A 19,237-nucleotide genomic window follows, 5' to 3' on the forward strand; every position below is an offset into this window, starting at 1 on the left:
ATCGAACCCTGCTCAATTTGGGTATAACACTACTAAGCAGGTTTCGGAGTTTGCGGAAACCATCATTCATTAGTGTAAACAGACTGGGGGTCGGGCCATGAAGTGGCAGGGAAGAAGAGGCAGCTCGAACGTAGAGGACCGCAGAGGCAGCGGCGGCGGTAGAGGCGGAGGAGGTAAGCTGATTGGCGGCGGGATCGGGGGGATTATACTGGTTGTTGTGGTCACGCTGCTGAGCGGCGGCAATGTCGGTGATATCCTGGGGAATCTGACCTCAGGCGGAACCGCCGCCACCACTGATACGCCTTATCAGGAAACGGCGGAGGAGCAGGAGCTGGCGCAGTTTGTTTCGGTAGTGCTGGCGGATACGGAGGATGTGTGGAGCGAGCTTTTTGCCCGGCAGGGGCTGACTTATACAGATCCTACACTGGTGCTGTATAGCGGCAGTGTGAATTCGGCCTGCGGAACAGCGAGCTCGGCGGTCGGGCCGTTTTATTGTCCCGGTGACAGCAAGCTGTATATTGACTTGAGCTTCTATGATGAGCTGCAGCAGCGCTTCAAGGCACCGGGGGATTTTGCGATGGCTTATGTTATTGCCCATGAGGTTGGGCATCATGTGCAGACATTGCTGGGGACGACGAAGGAGCTGGATGCTTACCGCCGTACCTTGAGCGAGACAGAATACAACAAGTATCAGGTCCGCTTTGAGCTGCAAGCCGATTACCTGGCCGGTGTCTGGGCTAACCATGCGCAGGGAATGAACCTGCTGGAGGAAGGCGATCTGGAGGAGGCGCTGACGGCGGCCAGTGCGGTCGGCGATGATACGATTCAGAAGCAGGCCCAGGGCTATGCGGTACCGGACAGCTTCACTCACGGAACCTCGGAGCAGCGCAAACGCTGGTTCTACAAAGGCTTCAATAACGGTACAATCGCCGGGGGAGATACTTTTAAAGCAACTGAGCTGTAGAGGGAAGCGGTACGGTTCCTGCAGCTCCTGAACTGGCGTCACAGAGTATACAGCGGTTTTGCAGCATAATATCAGGCATAACAGCAGACAACCCAAAAAGCCGTCTCAGCCGGAAAGTCCGGCGGGGCGGCTTTTTGGATCAATAAGTATTCTCAGCAAAAGCTCCGGCTCTGCTTTTGTATAAAAGTCCCGCCCTGCGGCGGCCATACCAGCCTAATCCAACAGCGCGTTCTTCGACGAGAGCCGGTTGCGGCCGAGCTTTTTGGACTCCAGCAGCAGCTGGTCGGCGCGGACGTACCCTTTTTCCATCGAGGTGCTCTGGTCTGCTTTAAAGTAATAGAGGCCAAAGGATGCCGAATAGCTGACTTCAATCTGCTTATCCAAGTACTCGGCGGTAGCGGAATGGCTGCCAACATCCAAAAGAATCTCCTGAACAATCAGGCCGCACCCGCGGAATGACTTGTTTCTCAGGAAAATGGTGAACTCCTCCCCTCCGCTGCGGAACAGGATGTCCTCCTCCGGCAGATGGGCCTTCAGCATATTGGCAAAATGCAGGATAACCTTGTCACCGACGGCGTGATTGTAGGTATCGTTGATTTTTTTGAACCGGTCGATATCTGCTACGACGACACCGATATATTCCCCGCTGCAGTCCAGCTCGTTCATCATTTTATCCATATGGGCCCTGTTAAATGTTCCGGTCAAAAAATCCTGGTACGCCATCTGCTCGAACTTGTCCCGCTCGAACTTGTGCTGGGCAATCTGCGATTTCGTGAAAAAAGAGAGGCTGACAATGTAATTGAGCAGGAACAGCGCGATCAGCATCTCCCATTGCTCCATCTGCAGCAGAAGCAGCAGCAGGGCGTTCGTTAATGCGACCTTGCTGAAATCCAGCAGATTTCTGCTTCTGAACAGCAGGTGTAACGCCTCTTTGCGCGTCTTGATGTCACCTGACAGGATAAAGCTAATGACCAGAAATCCGGATGACAAAAAGGTGGTCACACAGACCACCAGCAGGAACAGCAGCCAGTATCCGGCAGGAAGCCGGACAGCAAGCGGATAGAGCAGCGTGTACAAATAGTAAGCGGCCGTACCGCCGAGTGTGAAGGAGCCGATATTGAAGAAGGTGTCCAGGAATTCGCCCGGGTCGGCGGTTTTGGTTTTCTTTTTATAACAATAGACGGTCGTCCGGTACAAAATTTCATAAATCAGTGTGCCGAGCGGTCCGGCAAAAATACCGAAGGAAGAAGTGTAGCTGATCGCGTAATCAATCGTGGAGTTTCCGCTCCGGGTCACAATGCGCAGCTGAAAGTAGAAGCTGGCGAATGCCCAGTAGAGCAGCATGGCTTTTATATAGATACCGTCCAGAACTACCGTAGGGTGCGTAAATAACGCCAGGCCCACAGCAGCTGCAAAGAGGGAAAGGTCGAATAATCGTGCTTTTGACATATCGGTAACATTCCTTTCGAGAGTTATACCGATTATACCCGAAATGCCCCTGCATAATGAAAATAGTTTCGCTAAAATTCATATGACCTCTACCCATACCGGAGAGAGGGCGAGGGACATATAATACTTTGTTGATGCATACGCGGGAGGCTTCTATCTGCGGAAGTGAATTCTATTATACAAAGGAGAGGGATTCATGAGAATATTGCTTGTTACCTACTGGGGGCTTACCAATATGGGCGGGATCTGGACGTATATGAGGCAGCTTGCAGACAAGCTGGGCGAGCAGGGGCATACAGTTACGCTGATGGGCAGCCATGTGGACAGCAATACGCTGTATCTGCTGGAGCGGAACGTTTTTTTTGATAAAAAAGCTTATTACTCGGCGCTCCTTCCTTATCTGGACCCGCTGCAGTTTCCGCATTTGCACCAGGAACACGGGATTTTCAGCTTTGAGCTGGGGCGTTACGTGTTTGAAGGCGGGGCCGCGGCGCTGGGTCTTGAGGATTATGACATCATCCATGCCCAGGACCCTATTTCGGCATATGCGCTGAGGCGGATTATGAAGCGGCCTGTGCCGCTGGTCGCAAGTATTCACGGGGCACTTGCCCGCGAATCGTATTATGAATACCGGGGGCTTGAGCCGGGTCTTACGCTGCAGGAATATGAGAGCCGGCCGATCTGGAGCTATTTCCGTCGGATGGAGCAGCTGGGCGTGAATGCGGCTGATCTGGTGCTGGTGTCATCCCGCTGGATCGGACAGGTAGTAGGCGGACATGGGGTGGCAGCGGAGCGGGTTCATATTCTGCCATACGGCATTAATCTGCAGGAGTACGGGGAGAAGGCCGCAGAGCCTGTACCCCTGAATCCTGTTCCCGGTAAAAAAATGATTATGTATGCAGGACGCCTTGAATATATCAAGGGAGTCCACGTATTGATCAGTGCGCTTGGTCTGCTGAAGCAGCGTCGCCGGGACTGGACCTGCGTCATTGCCGGTACCGGGAGCCTGCTGGATGAGCTGAGGATACAGGCGCAGGAATGCGGTGTTCAGGAGGATATTGCTTTTGCCGGTAAAATAGACAATATTCCCTCCGCGCTGACTGCGGCGGATCTTTATGTCCAGCCAAGCCTGCAGGATACTCAGCCTTTCTCGGTCACGGAAGCGCAGCTTGCCGGCATTGCCCCGGTTGTGGCGGGTGCGGCCGGTATGCCGGAGATGGTCCGGCACGGGGTTGCGGGCTGGATTGTGCCTGCGGAGAACGCCGCCGCGCTCGCAGACCGGCTGGAGCTGCTGCTTGGCGATGATGCCCTGCGGGCCCGAACGGGCAGCGCAGCCAGACAGTGGGCGGGCGGAAACCGCTCGCTTGATGCAATGGCGGAAGGGACACTTCGGGTCTACCGCAGAGCTGCCGGAATGCACAGCCGGCCGCTGCCGGATCTGCCGTCAGGCGGCGCCGGAATGGCAGCCGGGGACTCGCGCCCCATGCCGGGTGCATTCCATCCGTCAGACCTGCTAAGCGTAATCTCGCCCGGCAATCCGCTGGAGCCGCTGCTGCGCAGCAGGCTTCCGGCAGATTATCTGGTGCCTGATGCGGGTATTCTCTGAAAGTGAATCCGGTTAAGCCGGGGAGTTGCTTGGGATATGTCAATATGTCCGAATTAGTCATGCCTTCCTGATTGAAGCATATACATGTGGGGAGTAACATTTTGGGCTTATGCTCTGGGCTTGTCTCAGGGTTAAATGATGCCAAGAAGGAGGAAATTTCCCGTGTTTGACCAGTCCCACGGCTTGCGGTTTGATATTTATGAACGCATTCACCTGCCTGCAGAACTTCCGGGAATCGCTGAGCTGGAAGAGGTGGAACTCATTCCGGAAATTCAGGTGATTCAGCGGGAAGACCGGGCCGAGCTCTACGGCCAGCTGCTGCTCACCGGGCTTTACCGGGGAGAGAATGACCGGACGGAGCGCCTGGAGCATGCGATACCTGTTGAAATCACAGTCCCGCTGACCCGGGTCAGCTCACTTGATGACATAGGGGTGGAGATCGAGAACTTCGATATTGACCTGCTTACGATGCGTACCGTTAACATTACGGGGGTGCTGTCCCTGCGGGGGATCGGCGGGGCGGAGGCAGGTACGGCCTGGCCGCAGGAGGAGTATACTGTTGCCTATTCTCCGGAGGAGGATGGCCGGAACGGAGCTGCCCCGGAAGGCGCCCGTGAGCAGGAGGGTGACTCCCTGTACGAGAATTCGCTGTGGACCTACGGCGAAGGTGCTGCAGAATCGCCTGCGGATCAGCAGGAGCAGGAGTATACCTCCTTTATTCCGGATGCGGGGGCTATTAATCCGCTGGTAGTGGAAGGCTCCGTCTATACGCAGACGGCCGGACACGCTGCCCAGCCGCAGAAGGACAGGGAAACGAAGCTGCGTACGCATAGTATTGAGTCCGGCTTCTCCGGCGGCGCAGCAGCGGAAGGCTGGCAGAAGGGCAAAGCGGCGGCCGAGCCGGTATCCGGCTACTTTTTCGGCGGGCGCGAGAAGGAGGCGGCGGTGACACCGGCTGCTTCTGCAGAGATTGCGCGTGCAGGGGCCGCCGATGCTGCAGCGGATTCTGCTCCTGCGGCAGTGCAGAACTACGCATTTGCTGACATCGCCTCCGGAACGCTCCATGCGGAGAACCGGGAGGAGCCGGTTGTTGCTGCCGGAGAGCAGGAGCCGGATCTGGCTCCGGTTCAAGATGAGCCCGTTCTGCAGGAGCCGGCGGACTTTATGGAGAACGAGTCCCATCTCCCGCCGGAGACGCTGCCTGCCCAGGAAGCGGATCTGAAGATTGGGCTTGGCAGTAAGAAGGAGACGGATTCGGCTTCAAAGGAGCCTCTTACCTTCTCTTCCCTGCTCAGCTCAAGCCGCGCCCATAAGGAGCTTGAGAGTGCAGTCGCAGCTGCTGAAGCGCCGCCTGAAGCAGCGCCCGAAGCGGGGAATCACAGCGACTGGAAGAACCGCTTTATCAGCAGAACCGGGGGGGCGGAGCTGTTCCGCAAGGTCCGGATGTGTATTGTCCAGCGGGAGGATACGCTGGATACCATTGCTGAGAAATATCAGCTCAGCGCACGTGAGCTGGTGATGTACAACCGGCTGGCCGGCCAGAATGTGGAGGAAGGCCAGGTATTATATATCCCTTAAGCCGGGAGGCTTGAGGAGCGGAATAAGACAGAGCAGCGGTTCCTGTTAGGGGGAGCGCTGCTCTTGTTTGTGTTGTGGCCCTGTACAGGGCTCCAGCCAACGGTAAAAGTCCCGCCAAATCGGCGGTACCGCCGCACAGGCTGCAGTTTGTGTGTATGCTGGTTGACTAGGAATAGTACTAAAGGTATTATGAGAATAAGTAAAACTTAGCTAAAAGACTGGGAACGGGAAGAGTAGGCGGTCAGCCCTTCAGAGAGCGGAATTGTTAGTGCTGTGATTTTCCGCAGGATGTTTGCCACCGAAGTCGCCCCGGAGTCGCCCTTCTGAATCTGCCGCCGTTCATTCGGCCTGCAGTGTAGGATGCGGCCGGACGCAGCCGTTATCTGCATGAGTGTCGCGCTAAGCTCCGGGAACCGCTGGTGACCGGGCACAGGTGTATTTGCTGCTAGCGCGAAACAAAGGTGGTACCGCGAAAGAATGGCCTTTCGTCCTTTGAGACGAAAGGCCTTTTTGTATTTTCACAAGCGAATAAGAAGTCTTTAACTCAAACCGTATCTTAATGGAGGTTCAGAACATGGCTGATCAAGGCAAAGCGGCAGAGATGCTGCCGGACACGCAGGAAGCGGCAGCGCAGGCTGCGGCTGACAATAGCACTAAGAACGATATGCCGACTACGTACGATCCGAAAGCGGCAGAGCACAAATGGTACACCTACTGGATGGAGAATGAATTCTTCAAGGCCGGCCAGCGGCCGGACGCAGAGCCTTACAGCATCGTAATCCCGCCGCCGAACGTAACGGGGATGCTGCATATCGGGCACGCGCTCGACTTCACCCTGCAGGATATTCTGATCCGCACGAAGCGGATGCAGGGCTTTGACACCCTCTGGCTGCCGGGAACGGACCATGCGGGTATTGCTACCCAGACGAAGGTGGAGCAGAAGCTGCGCCAGCAGGGGATTTCCCGCCATGATCTGGGACGCGAGAAGTTCCTGGAGCAGGTATGGGCCTGGAAGGACCAGTACGCCGAAACGATCCATGAACAATGGGCGAAGATGGGCTTATCCCTGGACTATTCCCGCGAACGCTTCACGCTGGATGAAGGCTTGACCAAGGGCGTACGCCAGGTCTTTGTAGAGCTGTACCGCAAAGGCCTGATCTACCGCGGCAAACGCATCATCAACTGGGACCCGGCTGCACGTACAGCCCTGTCCGATATTGAAGTTGAATACAAAGAGGTTAACGGACACCTGTATCATCTGCGTTATCCGCTCAAAGACGGCAGCGGCCACATCACTGTAGCCACAACACGCCCGGAGACGATGCTCGGTGATACTGCGGTAGCTGTGCATCCGAAGGATGAGCGCTACAAGGATCTGATCGGCAAAACGCTGATCCTGCCGGTTATCGGCCGTGAAATTCCTATTATTGCTGATGATTACGTAGAGAAGGAATTCGGCAGCGGCGCGGTGAAGATTACTCCGGCTCATGATCCGAATGACTTTGAGGTAGGCCAGCGCCACAATCTGCCGCAGATTAACGTGATGGATGAAGGCGGCGTAATGAATGAGGAAGCGGGGCCTTATAACGGCCAGGACCGCAGCGAATGCCGCAAGAACATCGTTGCAGATCTGAAGGAGCAGGGCGTCCTGATCTCGATTGAAGATCACGTACACCAGGTAGGGCACAGCGAGCGCTCCGGCGCCGTAGTTGAACCTTATCTGTCCACCCAGTGGTTCGTAAAAATGCAGCCACTGGCTGAGGTTGCCATTAATGCGCAAAAGGAAGGCAACGGCGTTAATTTTGTTCCTGAGCGCTTCGAGAAGACCTACCTGAACTGGATCGAAAATGTACGTGACTGGTGTATCTCCCGCCAGCTGTGGTGGGGACACCGCATTCCGGCCTGGTACTCGGAGTCTACAGGCGAAGTATTCGTAGCCTATAGCGAGGAAGAAGCCCGCGAAATAAGCGGACTGGATGATCTGAAGCAGGATGAGGACGTGCTTGATACCTGGTTCAGCTCGAACCTCTGGCCGTTCGCCACAATGGGCTGGCCTGACGAGAACAGCAGCGACTATCAGCGGTACTATCCGAACAACGTGCTTGTTACCGGTTACGATATTATCTATTTCTGGGTAGCGCGCATGATCTTCTCCGCCTTTGAATTTACCGGCCAAAAGCCGTTCGCCGATGTATTCATGCACGGTCTGGTGCGTGATGCCGACGGCCGCAAAATGTCCAAATCGCTCGGCAACGGGATCGACCCGCTTGATGTTATCGAGCAGTACGGCGCGGACGCTATGCGCTATATGATTTCAACGGGTATTACTGCCGGGCAGGATCTGCGTTTCCGGATGGAAAAGGTAGAGCAGGCCCGCAATTTCGCCAACAAGATCTGGAACGCATCGCGCTTCGCGCTGATGAATCTGGAGGGCGTAAACTTTGCAGATATTGACATTACAGGTGAGCTTACCACGGCTGACCGCTGGATTTTGCACCGTCTGAACGAAACTTCCCGCGATATTACGCGTCTAATTGACTCGTACGAGTACGGTGAGACCGGCCGTCTGCTGTACAACTTTATCTGGGATGACCTGTGCGACTGGTATATCGAGTTCGCGAAGCTGTCGCTGTACGGCAGCGATACGGCTGCCAAAGCCAAAACCCAATCGGTGCTCGCCTACGTGCTCGACCGCACGCTGCGCCTGATTCACCCGTTCATGCCGTTCATTACCGAGGAGATCTGGCAGCATCTGCCGCATGAGGGTGCAACCATTACGCTGGCAGAATGGCCTAAGTACGATGCAGCGCTTGAGAGCCCTGAGGCAGTGGCCGAAATGAACCTGCTGATGGACATCATCCGTGCCGTACGCAACATCCGTGCAGAGGTTAATGTGCCGATGAGCAAAAAGGTAGAGCTGATCATCAAGGCAGGCAGCGCCGAAACGCTCAGCATCATCACCCGCAACGACAATTACATCGGACGCTTCTGCAACACGTCCTCGTTCGAAGCCGGAGTTGATCCGCAGACACCGGACAAGGTAATGTCCGCAGTCGTTACCGGCGCAGAGCTGCTTCTGCCGCTGTCGGGGCTGATCGATATTGACCAGGAGATCCTCCGTCTTGAAAAAGAAGTGCAGACGCTGAACAGTGAAGTGGAACGCGTTGAGAAAAAGCTTGGCAACCAGGGCTTTGTTGCCAAGGCTCCGGCTAAAGTCATCGAAGAGGAACGGGCGAAGCAGGCGGATTATTCCGCTAAGCGTGAGAAAGTGCTGGCCCGCATCGCAGAGCTGAGAGGATAAGGGATTATGGAAGAGATGATCGGGAGCGGTAACGCCGCTCCTTTGGGTTCTTATACAGAAGCGGTGGACTGGATCAACGGGCTGATTCCGTTTGGTATCCGGCCGGGGCTGGAGCGGATAGAGCTTCTAATGGAGAAGCTCGGCAACCCGCACCGCCGGCTGAAGTTCATTCATGTGGCAGGAACGAACGGCAAAGGCTCGACCTGCGCTTTTTTAACAAGTGTGCTGCTCAAAAGCGGCTATAGTGTTGGGACGTTCACGTCTCCCTACATCACCAAATTCACCAACCGTTTTCAGTATAACGGTACGGATATTCCCGAAGATACGCTCACTGCGCTTGCTGCGAAGCTGCGCCCGCTGGTAGAGGAAATTGCGGCCGGCGAGCTGGGCTCACCGACGATGTTCGAGGTGGCGACGGCGCTGGCGATCCTCTATTATGCCGAATACTGTTTCCCTGATGTAGTCGTATGGGAGACGGGGCTTGGGGGAAGGCTGGATGTAACGAACATCGTGCTGCCGGTGGTGTCCGTAATCACCAATGTCGGCCATGACCATACCGATGTGCTAGGCGATACGCTGGAGAAGATTGCCTTTGAGAAGGCCGGGATTATTAAGCCCGGTGTTCCTGTAGTCAGCTGTGTCAGCCAGCCGGAGGTTATCGCTGTTCTGAAGGAACGGGCGGAAGCCTGCCGTACCAAGCTCTATCTGGCCGGTGAAGATTTCACCTATGAGCTTGAGGGCATCGAAGAAGGTGTGCAGAGCTTTAACTTCAAGGGGCCGTTCCGTGATCTTCAGGTGGGTATTGCCATGAAAGGCGAGCATCAGCTGAGTAATGCGGCCGGAGCAATGATGGCGCTGGAGGTATTGCGCCAGTATATGGCCTTCATGCTGGACGATGAGGATGTGCTTGAAGGCTTCAAGGATACTTTTTGGGCCGGACGTCTGGAGGAGGTCAGCCAGCATCCGCGGATCGTACTCGATGGTGCGCATAATCCCGAAGGTGCAGAGAGCCTGGCCAGAAGCCTGCCGCAGTTTTATCAGTACGGTAAATTAAATTTACTCATGGGGATGCTGGCTAATAAGCATCATGAGTCATACTTCAAGCATATACTGCCTATAGTGGATACGCTCATCCTGACCGAACCGGATTTCCGGAAGAAAATGGACGCGGAAGAACTGCAGGCCATCGCAGAAAGTCTGCGGGAGAAATATGCCAAGGATCATTTGGAAATCATAGTAGAACGTAATTGGGGCAAAGCGCTGCAACTGCTGCAGTCGATCACGTCGGAGAAGGATCTTGCGGTCGTGTCCGGCACACTGTATCTGATTTCCGATGTACGCAGTACGCTTTTGCAGCAACCCGATTCTGAAAAAGGCTGGTGACGAACTGTTGGATACTACTGAACGTGTGCATTTTATAGGGATCGGCGGCTACGGTATGAGCGCGATTGCCCGGGTAATGCTGGAAATGGGATACACGGTTACGGGCTCCGATGTGGCTGCCCAGGAATTGACCGAGAAACTGATCGCCAAAGGCGCCAAGGTCTATATCGGACATACGGCCGAGCAGGTTAAAGGTGCTGATCTTGTTGTCTATTCAACTGCGCTGGCAAGCGACAATGTGGAGTGGGTGGAGGCTGAGCGCCTGAACATCCCGGTGCTGCACCGTTCCCAGATGCTGGCCCGGCTGCTGAATGAACGCAAGGGCGTTGCCGTTGCAGGGGCGCACGGCAAAACCACAACCTCCTCGATGATCGCCCTGATCATGGAGGACTGCGGAGTGGACCCGACGTATATTATCGGCGGGGAGATTATGAATGTCGGCACGAATGCCAAGGCAGGACAAGGAGAATACGTTGTAGCGGAAGCAGACGAGAGCGACGGCTCCTTCCTCCAGTACCACCCTTGGCTGGCGATTGTCACCAATATTGAAGCGGATCATCTGGAGAATTACGGCGGGGATTTCGGCAAGCTGAAGGCCGCTTACGTCCAGTTTATGAATCAGCTGCGTGATGACGGCACAGCGATTGTATGTGCTGATGATGAGACAGCCAGCTCTCTATTGTCTGAGGTGAAGGGCAATATTATCACTTACGGCATTGACTCTCCGGATGCAGACTACACCGCTACTGATATCATGCTGGGAGACAGACAGGTCTCTTATACAATGAACCATCAGGGACAGGTGCTGGGCAAGATTGAGCTGTCCATCCCGGGCAAATACAATCTTTACAACTCGATGGCTGCGGTAATCGCCTGCCTGAAATCCGGCGTTGCTTTTGAAGCTATTGCTGGTGCTATTGTGAAGTTCCATGGCGCGAAGCGCCGTTTCCAGGTGCTGGGCGAGGTGAATGACATTCTCGTCATTGACGATTATGCCCATCATCCTACAGAGATTCAGGCTACAATCAGTGCAGCCAAGGCGACCGGCAAAAAGATTATCGCCGTCTTCCAGCCGCAGCGATATACCCGTACCTTTTTCCTGCTGGATGCTTTCAGCCGTGCCTTCAGTGAAGCAGACGAGGTAATCATTACCGACATTTACTCACCGGCCGGTGAGAAGCAGATTGAAGGAGTAACCTCCGCTAGACTGGTAGAGCTGATTGTGCAGAATAGTAATTCAAGCGCAAGGCATCTGCCGACTAAGGAGGCGGTGCTTGCCGATCTGCAGGGCCGTATCGCTCCGGGTGACCTTGTGCTCACTATGGGCGCAGGCGATATCTGGAAGGTAGGCTATACTCTGGCGGAAGGCCTGCGGGAGCATAAAGCCAAAGAATAGATTGTTTTAAGCTGTACCTGCAGCTTCAGTGATTACGCAATTCAAGCGTATTCCCTCTGGATACTCAGAGGGAATACGCTTTATTTATAGTTTTCGGGTTCCCTGCATAGTACCTTGGTCAGCATTCATAACATGCCCTGCTTTGTGGGGTTATTTGCTGGTCAATTCTTAGAGGGTGTCTGCCGATAATAAACATGGAGTGCTGGAATACGCAATAATAACGTTACTGATCCCCGGACATTTGGTGGTGTGGCTATGGATTTTCAGCTTGATATCGGAACCTTATTGTATCTTTTTATCTTTGGTAATTTATTTACGGGGCTTCTGATTACCTTCTACCGCTTCCATTCACCGAAAGATATGGCTTCAGCCCTGTTCATCGGCAGTAAATGGGTGCAGGTGCTTTTTTGGAGCTCCATGCTGCTGTGGGATTATTTGCCGCATAAGCTGATGATTCCGCTCAGTAATCTCCTGATCCTGCTTGGGGGATTGCTGGAAATTACAGCGTTAATGATGATGATGGACATTTTCGGACGGAAGGCCAAGCTGTATTTTACGGTATTGACGGCTGTCAGTGTGGCCAGCTTTTGCATTATTGCACTGTTCTTTAACCAGGCCAACCTGCGTGTGGCTTCGGCTTCGCTGTCTGTGCTGCTCTTTGTTCTCTATCCGGCTGTCCGGCTGACGGCAGGCAAGGAGACACCTCCGCTGCAGCGGATTACCGGTCTTGTTTTTTACTTGACTGCCGGCGCTATGCTGGGCAGGTTCCTTGTCGCGTTGTTTATTGACCCGGAGATGGGTGCTTTATCGGCCAATGTGGCGCAATATCTATATTATGTAGGCATGTTCTTTATGCTTGTGTCGGGTACCGCGGCCTTTATTCTTCTATCCAACGAGCATTCCTATGAAAAGCTGAAAAGAATTGCCACCTACGACTCCCTCACAGGTATTCTGAGCCGCAGGGCGTTCCTGCTGGAAGCGGAGCTGAAGCTTGCCCTTGCCGTCAAGAAGGAGCAGTCCTACTCCCTTCTGCTGCTGGACCTTGATCATTTCAAGAGAATCAATGATACCTATGGGCATGATAAGGGGGATACGGTTCTGCAGGAGTTTGCTTTTACAGTGGAGAACAATCTTGGCAACGGCGATTTATTCGGCCGGGTAGGCGGAGAGGAATTTGCTGCCGTGCTGTACGGTCCGGATGAAGCTGACAGCAGCCTCAAGGCAGAACAGCTTCGCAGGGCGGTGGCAGAAGCTTCACAAGCCGGCGGACACATTGAGTATACGGTAAGCATCGGTATCATTACGGTTCTGCCTGATCCGCGGGCCTCGGTAAATATGCTCTTAAAGCTGTGTGACCGGGCACTTTATCAGGCTAAGAAGGAAGGAAGGAACCGGGTTGTCCGTTACAGCTTCGGGGATTAGTAGTGCCGGGGCTACATAAAAAAAGAGATTAGGTATATTACGGGCAGGAAGGTGAATCTCATCGCGACAGCTGTCAGTTTTGATTTTGCTACATTGCTGGTATGCCTTTTTATCGTAAATCTGTTTACAGTACTGTTCATGCTGTCGTACCGCTCGCGTTATTCGGAAGGAAGCAGGCTGAGGGCGTATATTAGCGCCAAGCTGCTTCAGCTGCTGATCTGGCCGCTGCTTGTACTGGAGGCGGCAGCCGGATTGCGCGGAGTCCGGCTGCCTGTCTTGCTCTTATGCATAGCCGGGGGGACGGGAGAAGCCTTTGCCCTTCTCAAGCTGCTGGGAGCATACACCGGAGGAGTAAAGCGGCTGTATTACGGGCTTGCCGGCATATCAGGCGCAGGTATTGCTCTGCTGGAATGGCTGCTCCCTTCAGCGGCTCCGGCAGGCGCGCTGGCTGCAGCCGCCGGAGCCGCTATGATTGCCTATCCCGTCTATCTGCTCTCTGTGAAGCTGAAGCAGACTCCGCTGCAAAAGCTCATAGGGGGGCTCTACAGCTTAGTTATTATCGCACTGCTTGGACAGGCAGTCTGCTTATTATGGGCAGAGCCCCTGACTGGCATCTGGGTTACTGCCTTGCTGCAGGGCATGTTCTATATCAGCCTTTACCTGCTGATGTTTCTGGGTACGGCAGGGTATATGCTGCTCTCACGGGAGCATACTTACGCCGAACTCGAGCGTGTGGCTACCTATGACGAGCTTACGGGCATCCTGAACCGCCGGGCTTTTGTACTGAGAGCCCGCCCGATGATGGCTGCGGCAGCTAAAGAGGACTGGTCCTTCTCCTTTCTGCTGATTGACGTTGACCATTTCAAGCAAATTAACGATACCTTCGGCCATGACACCGGAGATAAAGTGCTGTGGGATTTCTCACGCAAGATTGAGGGCCAACTGAGCAGCAGTGACCTGTTCGGCAGATTTGGCGGTGAGGAATTCGCAGTGCTGCTGCACAGGGCTGATGAAGCAGACAGCGAGGAGATTGCCGAACGGCTTAGACGGTGTGTGCTTGGTGCCGTTATTGATGACACCCTCCTGCCGTATACAGTCAGTATCGGAGTCATAACGATCCGCTCCGAGAAGCGGATCACCTTGAACAGATTATACAGGCTGACGGATATTGCCTTATACCAGGCCAAGCAGAAGGGCAGGAACCGGGTGGCAAGAACCTACGAATATTGCGTTTTGTCAGATGAGACAGTGCCTTCCTCTTTATGAGCGGGGTGCTTTTTTTTTTTTGCTCAAACAATAGTTTTTTGATGTGAAATTATTTTCATATAAAGTTAAATGATTTCCATTGTGAGGTGGAATCAAGTAGCAGCCGGGTAATATAGCTTGATATCAGCACTTGGTACTGGCGGCCATACACATAGAATGTGGGAGATGTGAGGATGACAATGGAGAGAATACTGTTTATTTCCGCGGAGAACCCTTTCCCGCAGGATAGCGGCGGCAAGCTCAGGACCGGTAACATTCTGAATCTCCTGAAGACGAAATACGTGGTGGATCTGCTGACCTACCGGAATACGGAAGCGGACAAAGGGCAAAGGCATGCACAGGAAGGCGTCAACGTACATGAAGTAGAGCGCACGGTGAGCTACCGCAAAGCAATGCTGCGTTCACTCTACACGTGGCGTAACTGCTCGTACTTAAGCCATTCGGATAAGGATATGCATAGCCTGATCGTTAGGCTTAGCAGGCAGAACCTGTATGAACGGGTATTCATTTCACACAGCCTGCTCGGCGCCTGTATTGATGTCGTTCGCAAGGTGCTGCCGGAGGCGGTTATGATCACGGATGCCCATAATTTTGAGAGCAGCCTGTCTGCCCAACTGGTGAAGAAGAAGCGGGGAATTGCCAGGCTCTATTTCCGGCTTAACGCGGCATGGACCAGACAGGATGAACTGAAGCTGATGGATAAGACAAGCCTGCTACTGGCTGCCTCGGAGCAGGACGGATTGGCATTCCGGGCTCTATCTTCCACAAATGCGCATAAGGTGCATGTGATCCCTAACTTTATCCGGATCAGCGATTATCTGCCTGAACCGGATTCAGGCAAAGAGAGGTGGATCATCCTGCCTGGCAACATGAACTATTTTCCGAATATTCATGCCGCCTCCTATTTCAGCAGAGAGATATATCCCCTGATCAAAACGGAATTTCCGGATGCCAAATGGTATATTGTCGGCCGGGATGTTCATCCGGATGTCGCTGCCCTCGCTGAAAAAGACCGATCCATTATCATTACCGGCTATGTTGAAAGTGTTGCCGACTATGTGCGTAAAGGTGCAGTTGTAATTGTCCCGCTGCTGGAAGGCAGCGGGACCCGGCTTAAAATACTGGAATCCTGGGCATTAAAGACGCCTGTGGTCTCAACCTCCATCGGGGCGGAGGGCTTACTCTGTGAACACGGCAATAATATTCTTATTGCTGACAGCCCGGCTGCCTTTGCCGGCTGCGTACTGCAGCTTCTCCGGGACAGGGAGCGCGGAAGACAGCTTGCGGATCATGCATACCGGACGCTGCTGGCCCACTATGAGGCGGAGAGCGTCAAGAAGAAGCTGCTTAGCCTGGTCTGAAGTTGTTCATATTTTCAACTTTTCAAAAAAATCTCCCATAAATCGACAGTCTTCCCCGGCAAATTGCGCTACTATTGATCTACAACTAAAGTTTCATAACGGGCGGCCGGATTAAGAATCCGGCTTGCTTTTTCTGCGGAACAGGCAGGGGGTCCGTTATTTATACAGACCGAGGAGTTAGAGAAATGAGAGAAAAGATGCTGTACCTGTCCGCCCGGAACCGGGGGCCGGAGGAAGATGTAGAGGAAGAAGCGCGCACCGAAGGGATGATCCGCATCCTGATGGAGCGATTTGATATTGATCTGCTGGAGTTTTGCAGGAGCGGCCGCAACACCCGGCTGAGGCCTGATCCTGCGTTAAGGATACATGCCGTTACGCCGGCGCCGAGGCCGCATATGATTCTGAGGAATTCGCTTAACAAGCTGCGCGGAAGCACCTTTCATACAGAGACGGATAAGGATCTGCAGGCCGAGATCAGGCACCTGTGCAAATCCAATGCATATACCCATGTTTTTATTACAAGGAACCTGCCGGGCAGCTGCATTGATCTTCTGTCATCACTGCTGCCGGATGCCGTTATTATTACGGATGCCCAGCGTCAGGAGAGCAGGCAGGCTGAGAGCAAGGCTGCCGGCAAACGCGGCTTAAGCAGACGCTATCATATGCTTAATGCAGTGCTCTCCAGGCGTGATGAACGCAGGCTGATGAACAAAACCGGGCTTTTGCTGACTGCATCGGAGTGGGAGGCCTTATCCTTCAAGGCGCTGTCCTTTGCGGATGCCGGCAAGGTACATGTGATCCCGCAATTCATCGACCTTGACGACTATGCTTATGATGAGCCGGCTATTAAGGAGGATGCGGTTCTGCTTCACTGGAATATGCACACAAGCCAGGGCAGGGATGCTGCGCTCACTTTTTACAAGAAGATATATCCGCTGGTTAAGGAGAAGGTCCCGCATTGTAAATGTTATATAGTCGCCCGGGAGATACATCCTGAGGTAGCCGCACTGGCCAGGCTTGATTCGTCTGTGATTATTGTTGATGGCGCAGATGCATATGAATACATACGGCGTTCCAAAGCGGTTATCGCCTCCATGCGTGAGGGCTGCGGCGGACAGCTGCGCATTCTGGAGGCATGGGCGCTGCGCACGCCGGTGGTTACCGGTGTGAAAAGCGCAGAAGGCCTGACCTGTGAACCGGGACGCAACATCCTGCTGGCCGGCACCACGGGAGAAATTGCCGACCAGGTGCTGAAGCTGCTGCAGACGCCGGAGCTGGGGGCCATTATCGCCGACCAGGCTTACCGGACACTGCAGAAGCATTATGAAGCCGGCAATGTTAAGGCTAAGGTACTTAGCCTGGTGTAAAGATTTTATTCTCCCCAAATAGCATATTCCCCTCCTCTCTATCATATCTTCTATTAACGAACTCTAGATAGTGGGGTGTGGAAGTTGAGTAACGGGAAGATGACGTTCCGCTTTGATACAGGCACAGGTCAGGACGGACAAGCAGGTAAGGGCGGAGAGCTGGATTCCGGCAGCGGATATCTCGGCACCGCCAGGGACTACAGCACTAACCGATATAATAGTGCTGACAGTCATAATCGTATCGGCAGGCCGGATAGCGTTGACAGTGATTACAGCGGACGAGAACATAACACAGCTAATAATGATAACCCGGGCAAGAGTTATATTACAGCGCCGCATCGTAATATTGATGCTCCGGGAGAGGTATGGCCGTATAATGCAGCCGGCAACTCTGCCGGAAGGGATCAGTATGGAGGCTATAAAGACAGAACGGTTGAACATGCACCGCAGCCTGCCCGGTACAAGGAATGGGAGGATCTCAGCCATGGCCCCGGATCTGTTACAAACTCAGACTCTTCCTTATTCCGTCCTGACCCGTTGACTGGCCTGCGGGAGACAACAACCCGCGGTATACCGGATGATGTGCAAGAGGAAGAGTACGGATACAGTGCCCGCTATAATGAGGATTCGGAGAACGGGGAGCTCAGGGAATTCGGGGGTATATCCTACTCCGGACTCAGCTACGGCACCAGCGGCTCCTATCAGACCCGCCGGCCGGCCGGCTGGTGGAAATTTGCGCTATCCATTACAGGAGCGCTTGCTACAGGCTTGCTGCTCGGCTATGCAGCCTTGAACTTTATCAGCGGCGTGAACGACAGCGGAGACGGGCGTACGCTGCCGGCAGTTGTGCAGAACGGAGCCGCTAGCGGCACAGACGGACAACCTGTTGATCCGGCTACGGGACTGCCGGCCGCCGGAGGGAACAGCGCTGCCGGCCGCATTCCGGTTGCAATTGCTGCGCAGAGTTACTATCTGCTGCAATACGGAGTGTTCAGCACTCCTGCCGGGGCGGAGCAGGCACAGCAGGAGCTGCTTGCCGCGGGGCTTGCCGCCGGAACCGATCCCGACGGGGGAAACCGCGTGTATGCCGGGATGTCGCCTGACCGTGAGCAGGCCAAGCTTCTGAGCAGCGGACTGCAGCATCAGGGCATTGAGCTCTACGTCCGGGAGGTAACGCTGCCGGCTGCGGAGCAGGCTGCTTTTGCCGGGCAGGCGGAGGCGGTGAACAGCTATTTCGCAGTCAGCTCAGAGCTGCTGAACGAGCTGAGCAGCCTGTCCGCGACGCTGCTCAGCGGAGCCGGCGGTACGGCGGATACCGCCGCCGTTACGGATATTCATATGCGCTGGACCGAGGCGGTCAAAGCATTGGAGCCTGGATTAAGCGCGGAGGGCCAGAGCCTGTGCGCCGGCCTGGAGAAATCGGCGAGCCAGGGAATCGCTGCTCTGAACGAATACAATAAGAACCAGGCACAGGGCCTTCTCTGGGAGGTGCAGGAATCGGTGATGAGCTTCCTCTCCGGCCAGAGGACCCTGCTGTCTCTACTTGAATAGTGTGAACAAGCATCCCCTGGCTGCGCTAATGCGTAGTACCGGGGGATGTTTTTTGTGTCCTGAGGTCATTGTGATTGAAATTCATCCTATGAGGATGAGTGATGTAGGGGCGATGTAGGGCGATGGTGGGGCGATGTAGGGGCGATGGAGAGGCGATGTTGAGGTGATAGAAGGGTGATAGAGGATTAATGTAGGGTTGATGAACAAATTAAGTGGAAATTCGTCACCTAATTCCTGATCAGCCATCGAAAAAAGGAGATTAGTGGGAAAAAGGACACTTAATTTGCCGGATTACGCCGAAATCAGGGTTTTTGGCAAAATTAAGTGACTAATTTCCAAGTAATAAATAGAAATGTTGAGAATTAGAGGAATTAACTGGCGAAAATCCAACTAAATTTAGAGGCATGCGTCTGCGGAGCTTTTGGGCCGCTAACCGAGTCACAGGGTACCCCGGCAACTCAGCTACACAGCCACCCAGCAACTAAGCACTGAGCAAGTGAGTACTTCAGCAACTCAGCTACACAACCACACAGCCATCGAGCCACCCAGCAACTGAGCAAATGAGCCACCGAGCCACCGAGCTACCGAGAACC

12 protein-coding genes and 1 other annotated feature are annotated in these 19,237 nt (G+C 54.1%); of the genes, 11 read left to right on the top strand and 1 reads right to left on the bottom strand.

Translation table 11 applies throughout. The features are described 5' to 3' along the window. The first annotated feature begins 97 nt into the window (after positions 1–97). Positions 98–964: a KPN_02809 family neutral zinc metallopeptidase gene (ypfJ, locus tag BN3772_RS26865; protein ID WP_042203419.1), complete on the top strand. Its 867-nt coding sequence runs from the start codon at positions 98–100 to the stop codon at positions 962–964. A 213-nt stretch (positions 965–1,177) separates the two neighbouring features. Here the strand turns inward: ypfJ and BN3772_RS26870 are convergent, their stop codons facing one another. Next, a complete protein-coding gene (locus tag BN3772_RS26870) occupies positions 1,178–2,413 on the bottom strand; it encodes a GGDEF domain-containing protein (RefSeq protein ID WP_042203420.1) in 1,236 nt (411 codons plus the stop codon). Between the two features lie 196 nt (positions 2,414–2,609). Between BN3772_RS26870 and BN3772_RS26875 the strand changes: the two genes are divergently transcribed. The 10 genes from BN3772_RS26875 to BN3772_RS26920 all read left to right on the top strand — a co-directional run bounded on the left by BN3772_RS26875 (position 2,610) and on the right by BN3772_RS26920 (position 18,644). Then, positions 2,610–4,019 (top strand): glycosyltransferase family 4 protein, encoded by a 1,410-nt coding sequence (locus tag BN3772_RS26875; protein WP_052380714.1) that lies wholly within the window; start codon positions 2,610–2,612, stop codon positions 4,017–4,019. Between the two features lie 162 nt (positions 4,020–4,181). After that, entirely contained in the window at positions 4,182–5,597 is a 1,416-nt protein-coding gene (locus BN3772_RS26880; RefSeq protein ID WP_042203421.1) for a LysM peptidoglycan-binding domain-containing protein, read from the top strand. 211 nt (positions 5,598–5,808) lie between these two features. Beyond that, positions 5,809–6,093 (top strand) — a binding site (T-box leader). A gap of 105 nt (positions 6,094–6,198) precedes the next feature. Next, complete coding sequence (locus tag BN3772_RS26885) at positions 6,199–8,898, top strand: valine--tRNA ligase (protein ID WP_042203428.1); 2,700 nt, start codon at positions 6,199–6,201, stop codon at positions 8,896–8,898. Positions 8,899–8,904: 6 nt separating this feature from the next. Continuing rightward, entirely contained in the window at positions 8,905–10,281 is a 1,377-nt protein-coding gene (locus BN3772_RS26890) for a bifunctional folylpolyglutamate synthase/dihydrofolate synthase (protein WP_042203422.1), read from the top strand. 7 nt (positions 10,282–10,288) lie between these two features. Then, complete coding sequence (gene murC / locus BN3772_RS26895; RefSeq protein ID WP_042203423.1) at positions 10,289–11,677, top strand: UDP-N-acetylmuramate--L-alanine ligase; 1,389 nt, start codon at positions 10,289–10,291, stop codon at positions 11,675–11,677. A gap of 255 nt (positions 11,678–11,932) precedes the next feature. Further along, positions 11,933–13,099, top strand: coding sequence for a GGDEF domain-containing protein (locus BN3772_RS26900; protein WP_052380715.1), 1,167 nt, complete (start codon positions 11,933–11,935; stop codon positions 13,097–13,099). Positions 13,100–13,150: 51 nt separating this feature from the next. Further along, positions 13,151–14,365, top strand: coding sequence for a GGDEF domain-containing protein (locus tag BN3772_RS26905; protein ID WP_052380716.1), 1,215 nt, complete (start codon positions 13,151–13,153; stop codon positions 14,363–14,365). Positions 14,366–14,538: 173 nt separating this feature from the next. Next, a complete protein-coding gene (locus BN3772_RS26910) occupies positions 14,539–15,726 on the top strand; it encodes a glycosyltransferase family 4 protein (protein WP_042203424.1) in 1,188 nt (395 codons plus the stop codon). Between the two features lie 185 nt (positions 15,727–15,911). Further along, entirely contained in the window at positions 15,912–17,093 is a 1,182-nt protein-coding gene (locus BN3772_RS26915; protein ID WP_042203425.1) for a glycosyltransferase, read from the top strand. A gap of 84 nt (positions 17,094–17,177) precedes the next feature. Next, entirely contained in the window at positions 17,178–18,644 is a 1,467-nt protein-coding gene (locus BN3772_RS26920; RefSeq protein ID WP_052380717.1) for an SPOR domain-containing protein, read from the top strand. The last annotated feature ends 593 nt before the right edge of the window (positions 18,645–19,237 follow it).

Origin of the sequence: Paenibacillus camerounensis (genome assembly GCF_000723885.1) — a bacterium.
Classification (GTDB): Bacteria; Bacillota; Bacilli; order Paenibacillales; family Paenibacillaceae; genus Paenibacillus_AQ; species Paenibacillus_AQ camerounensis.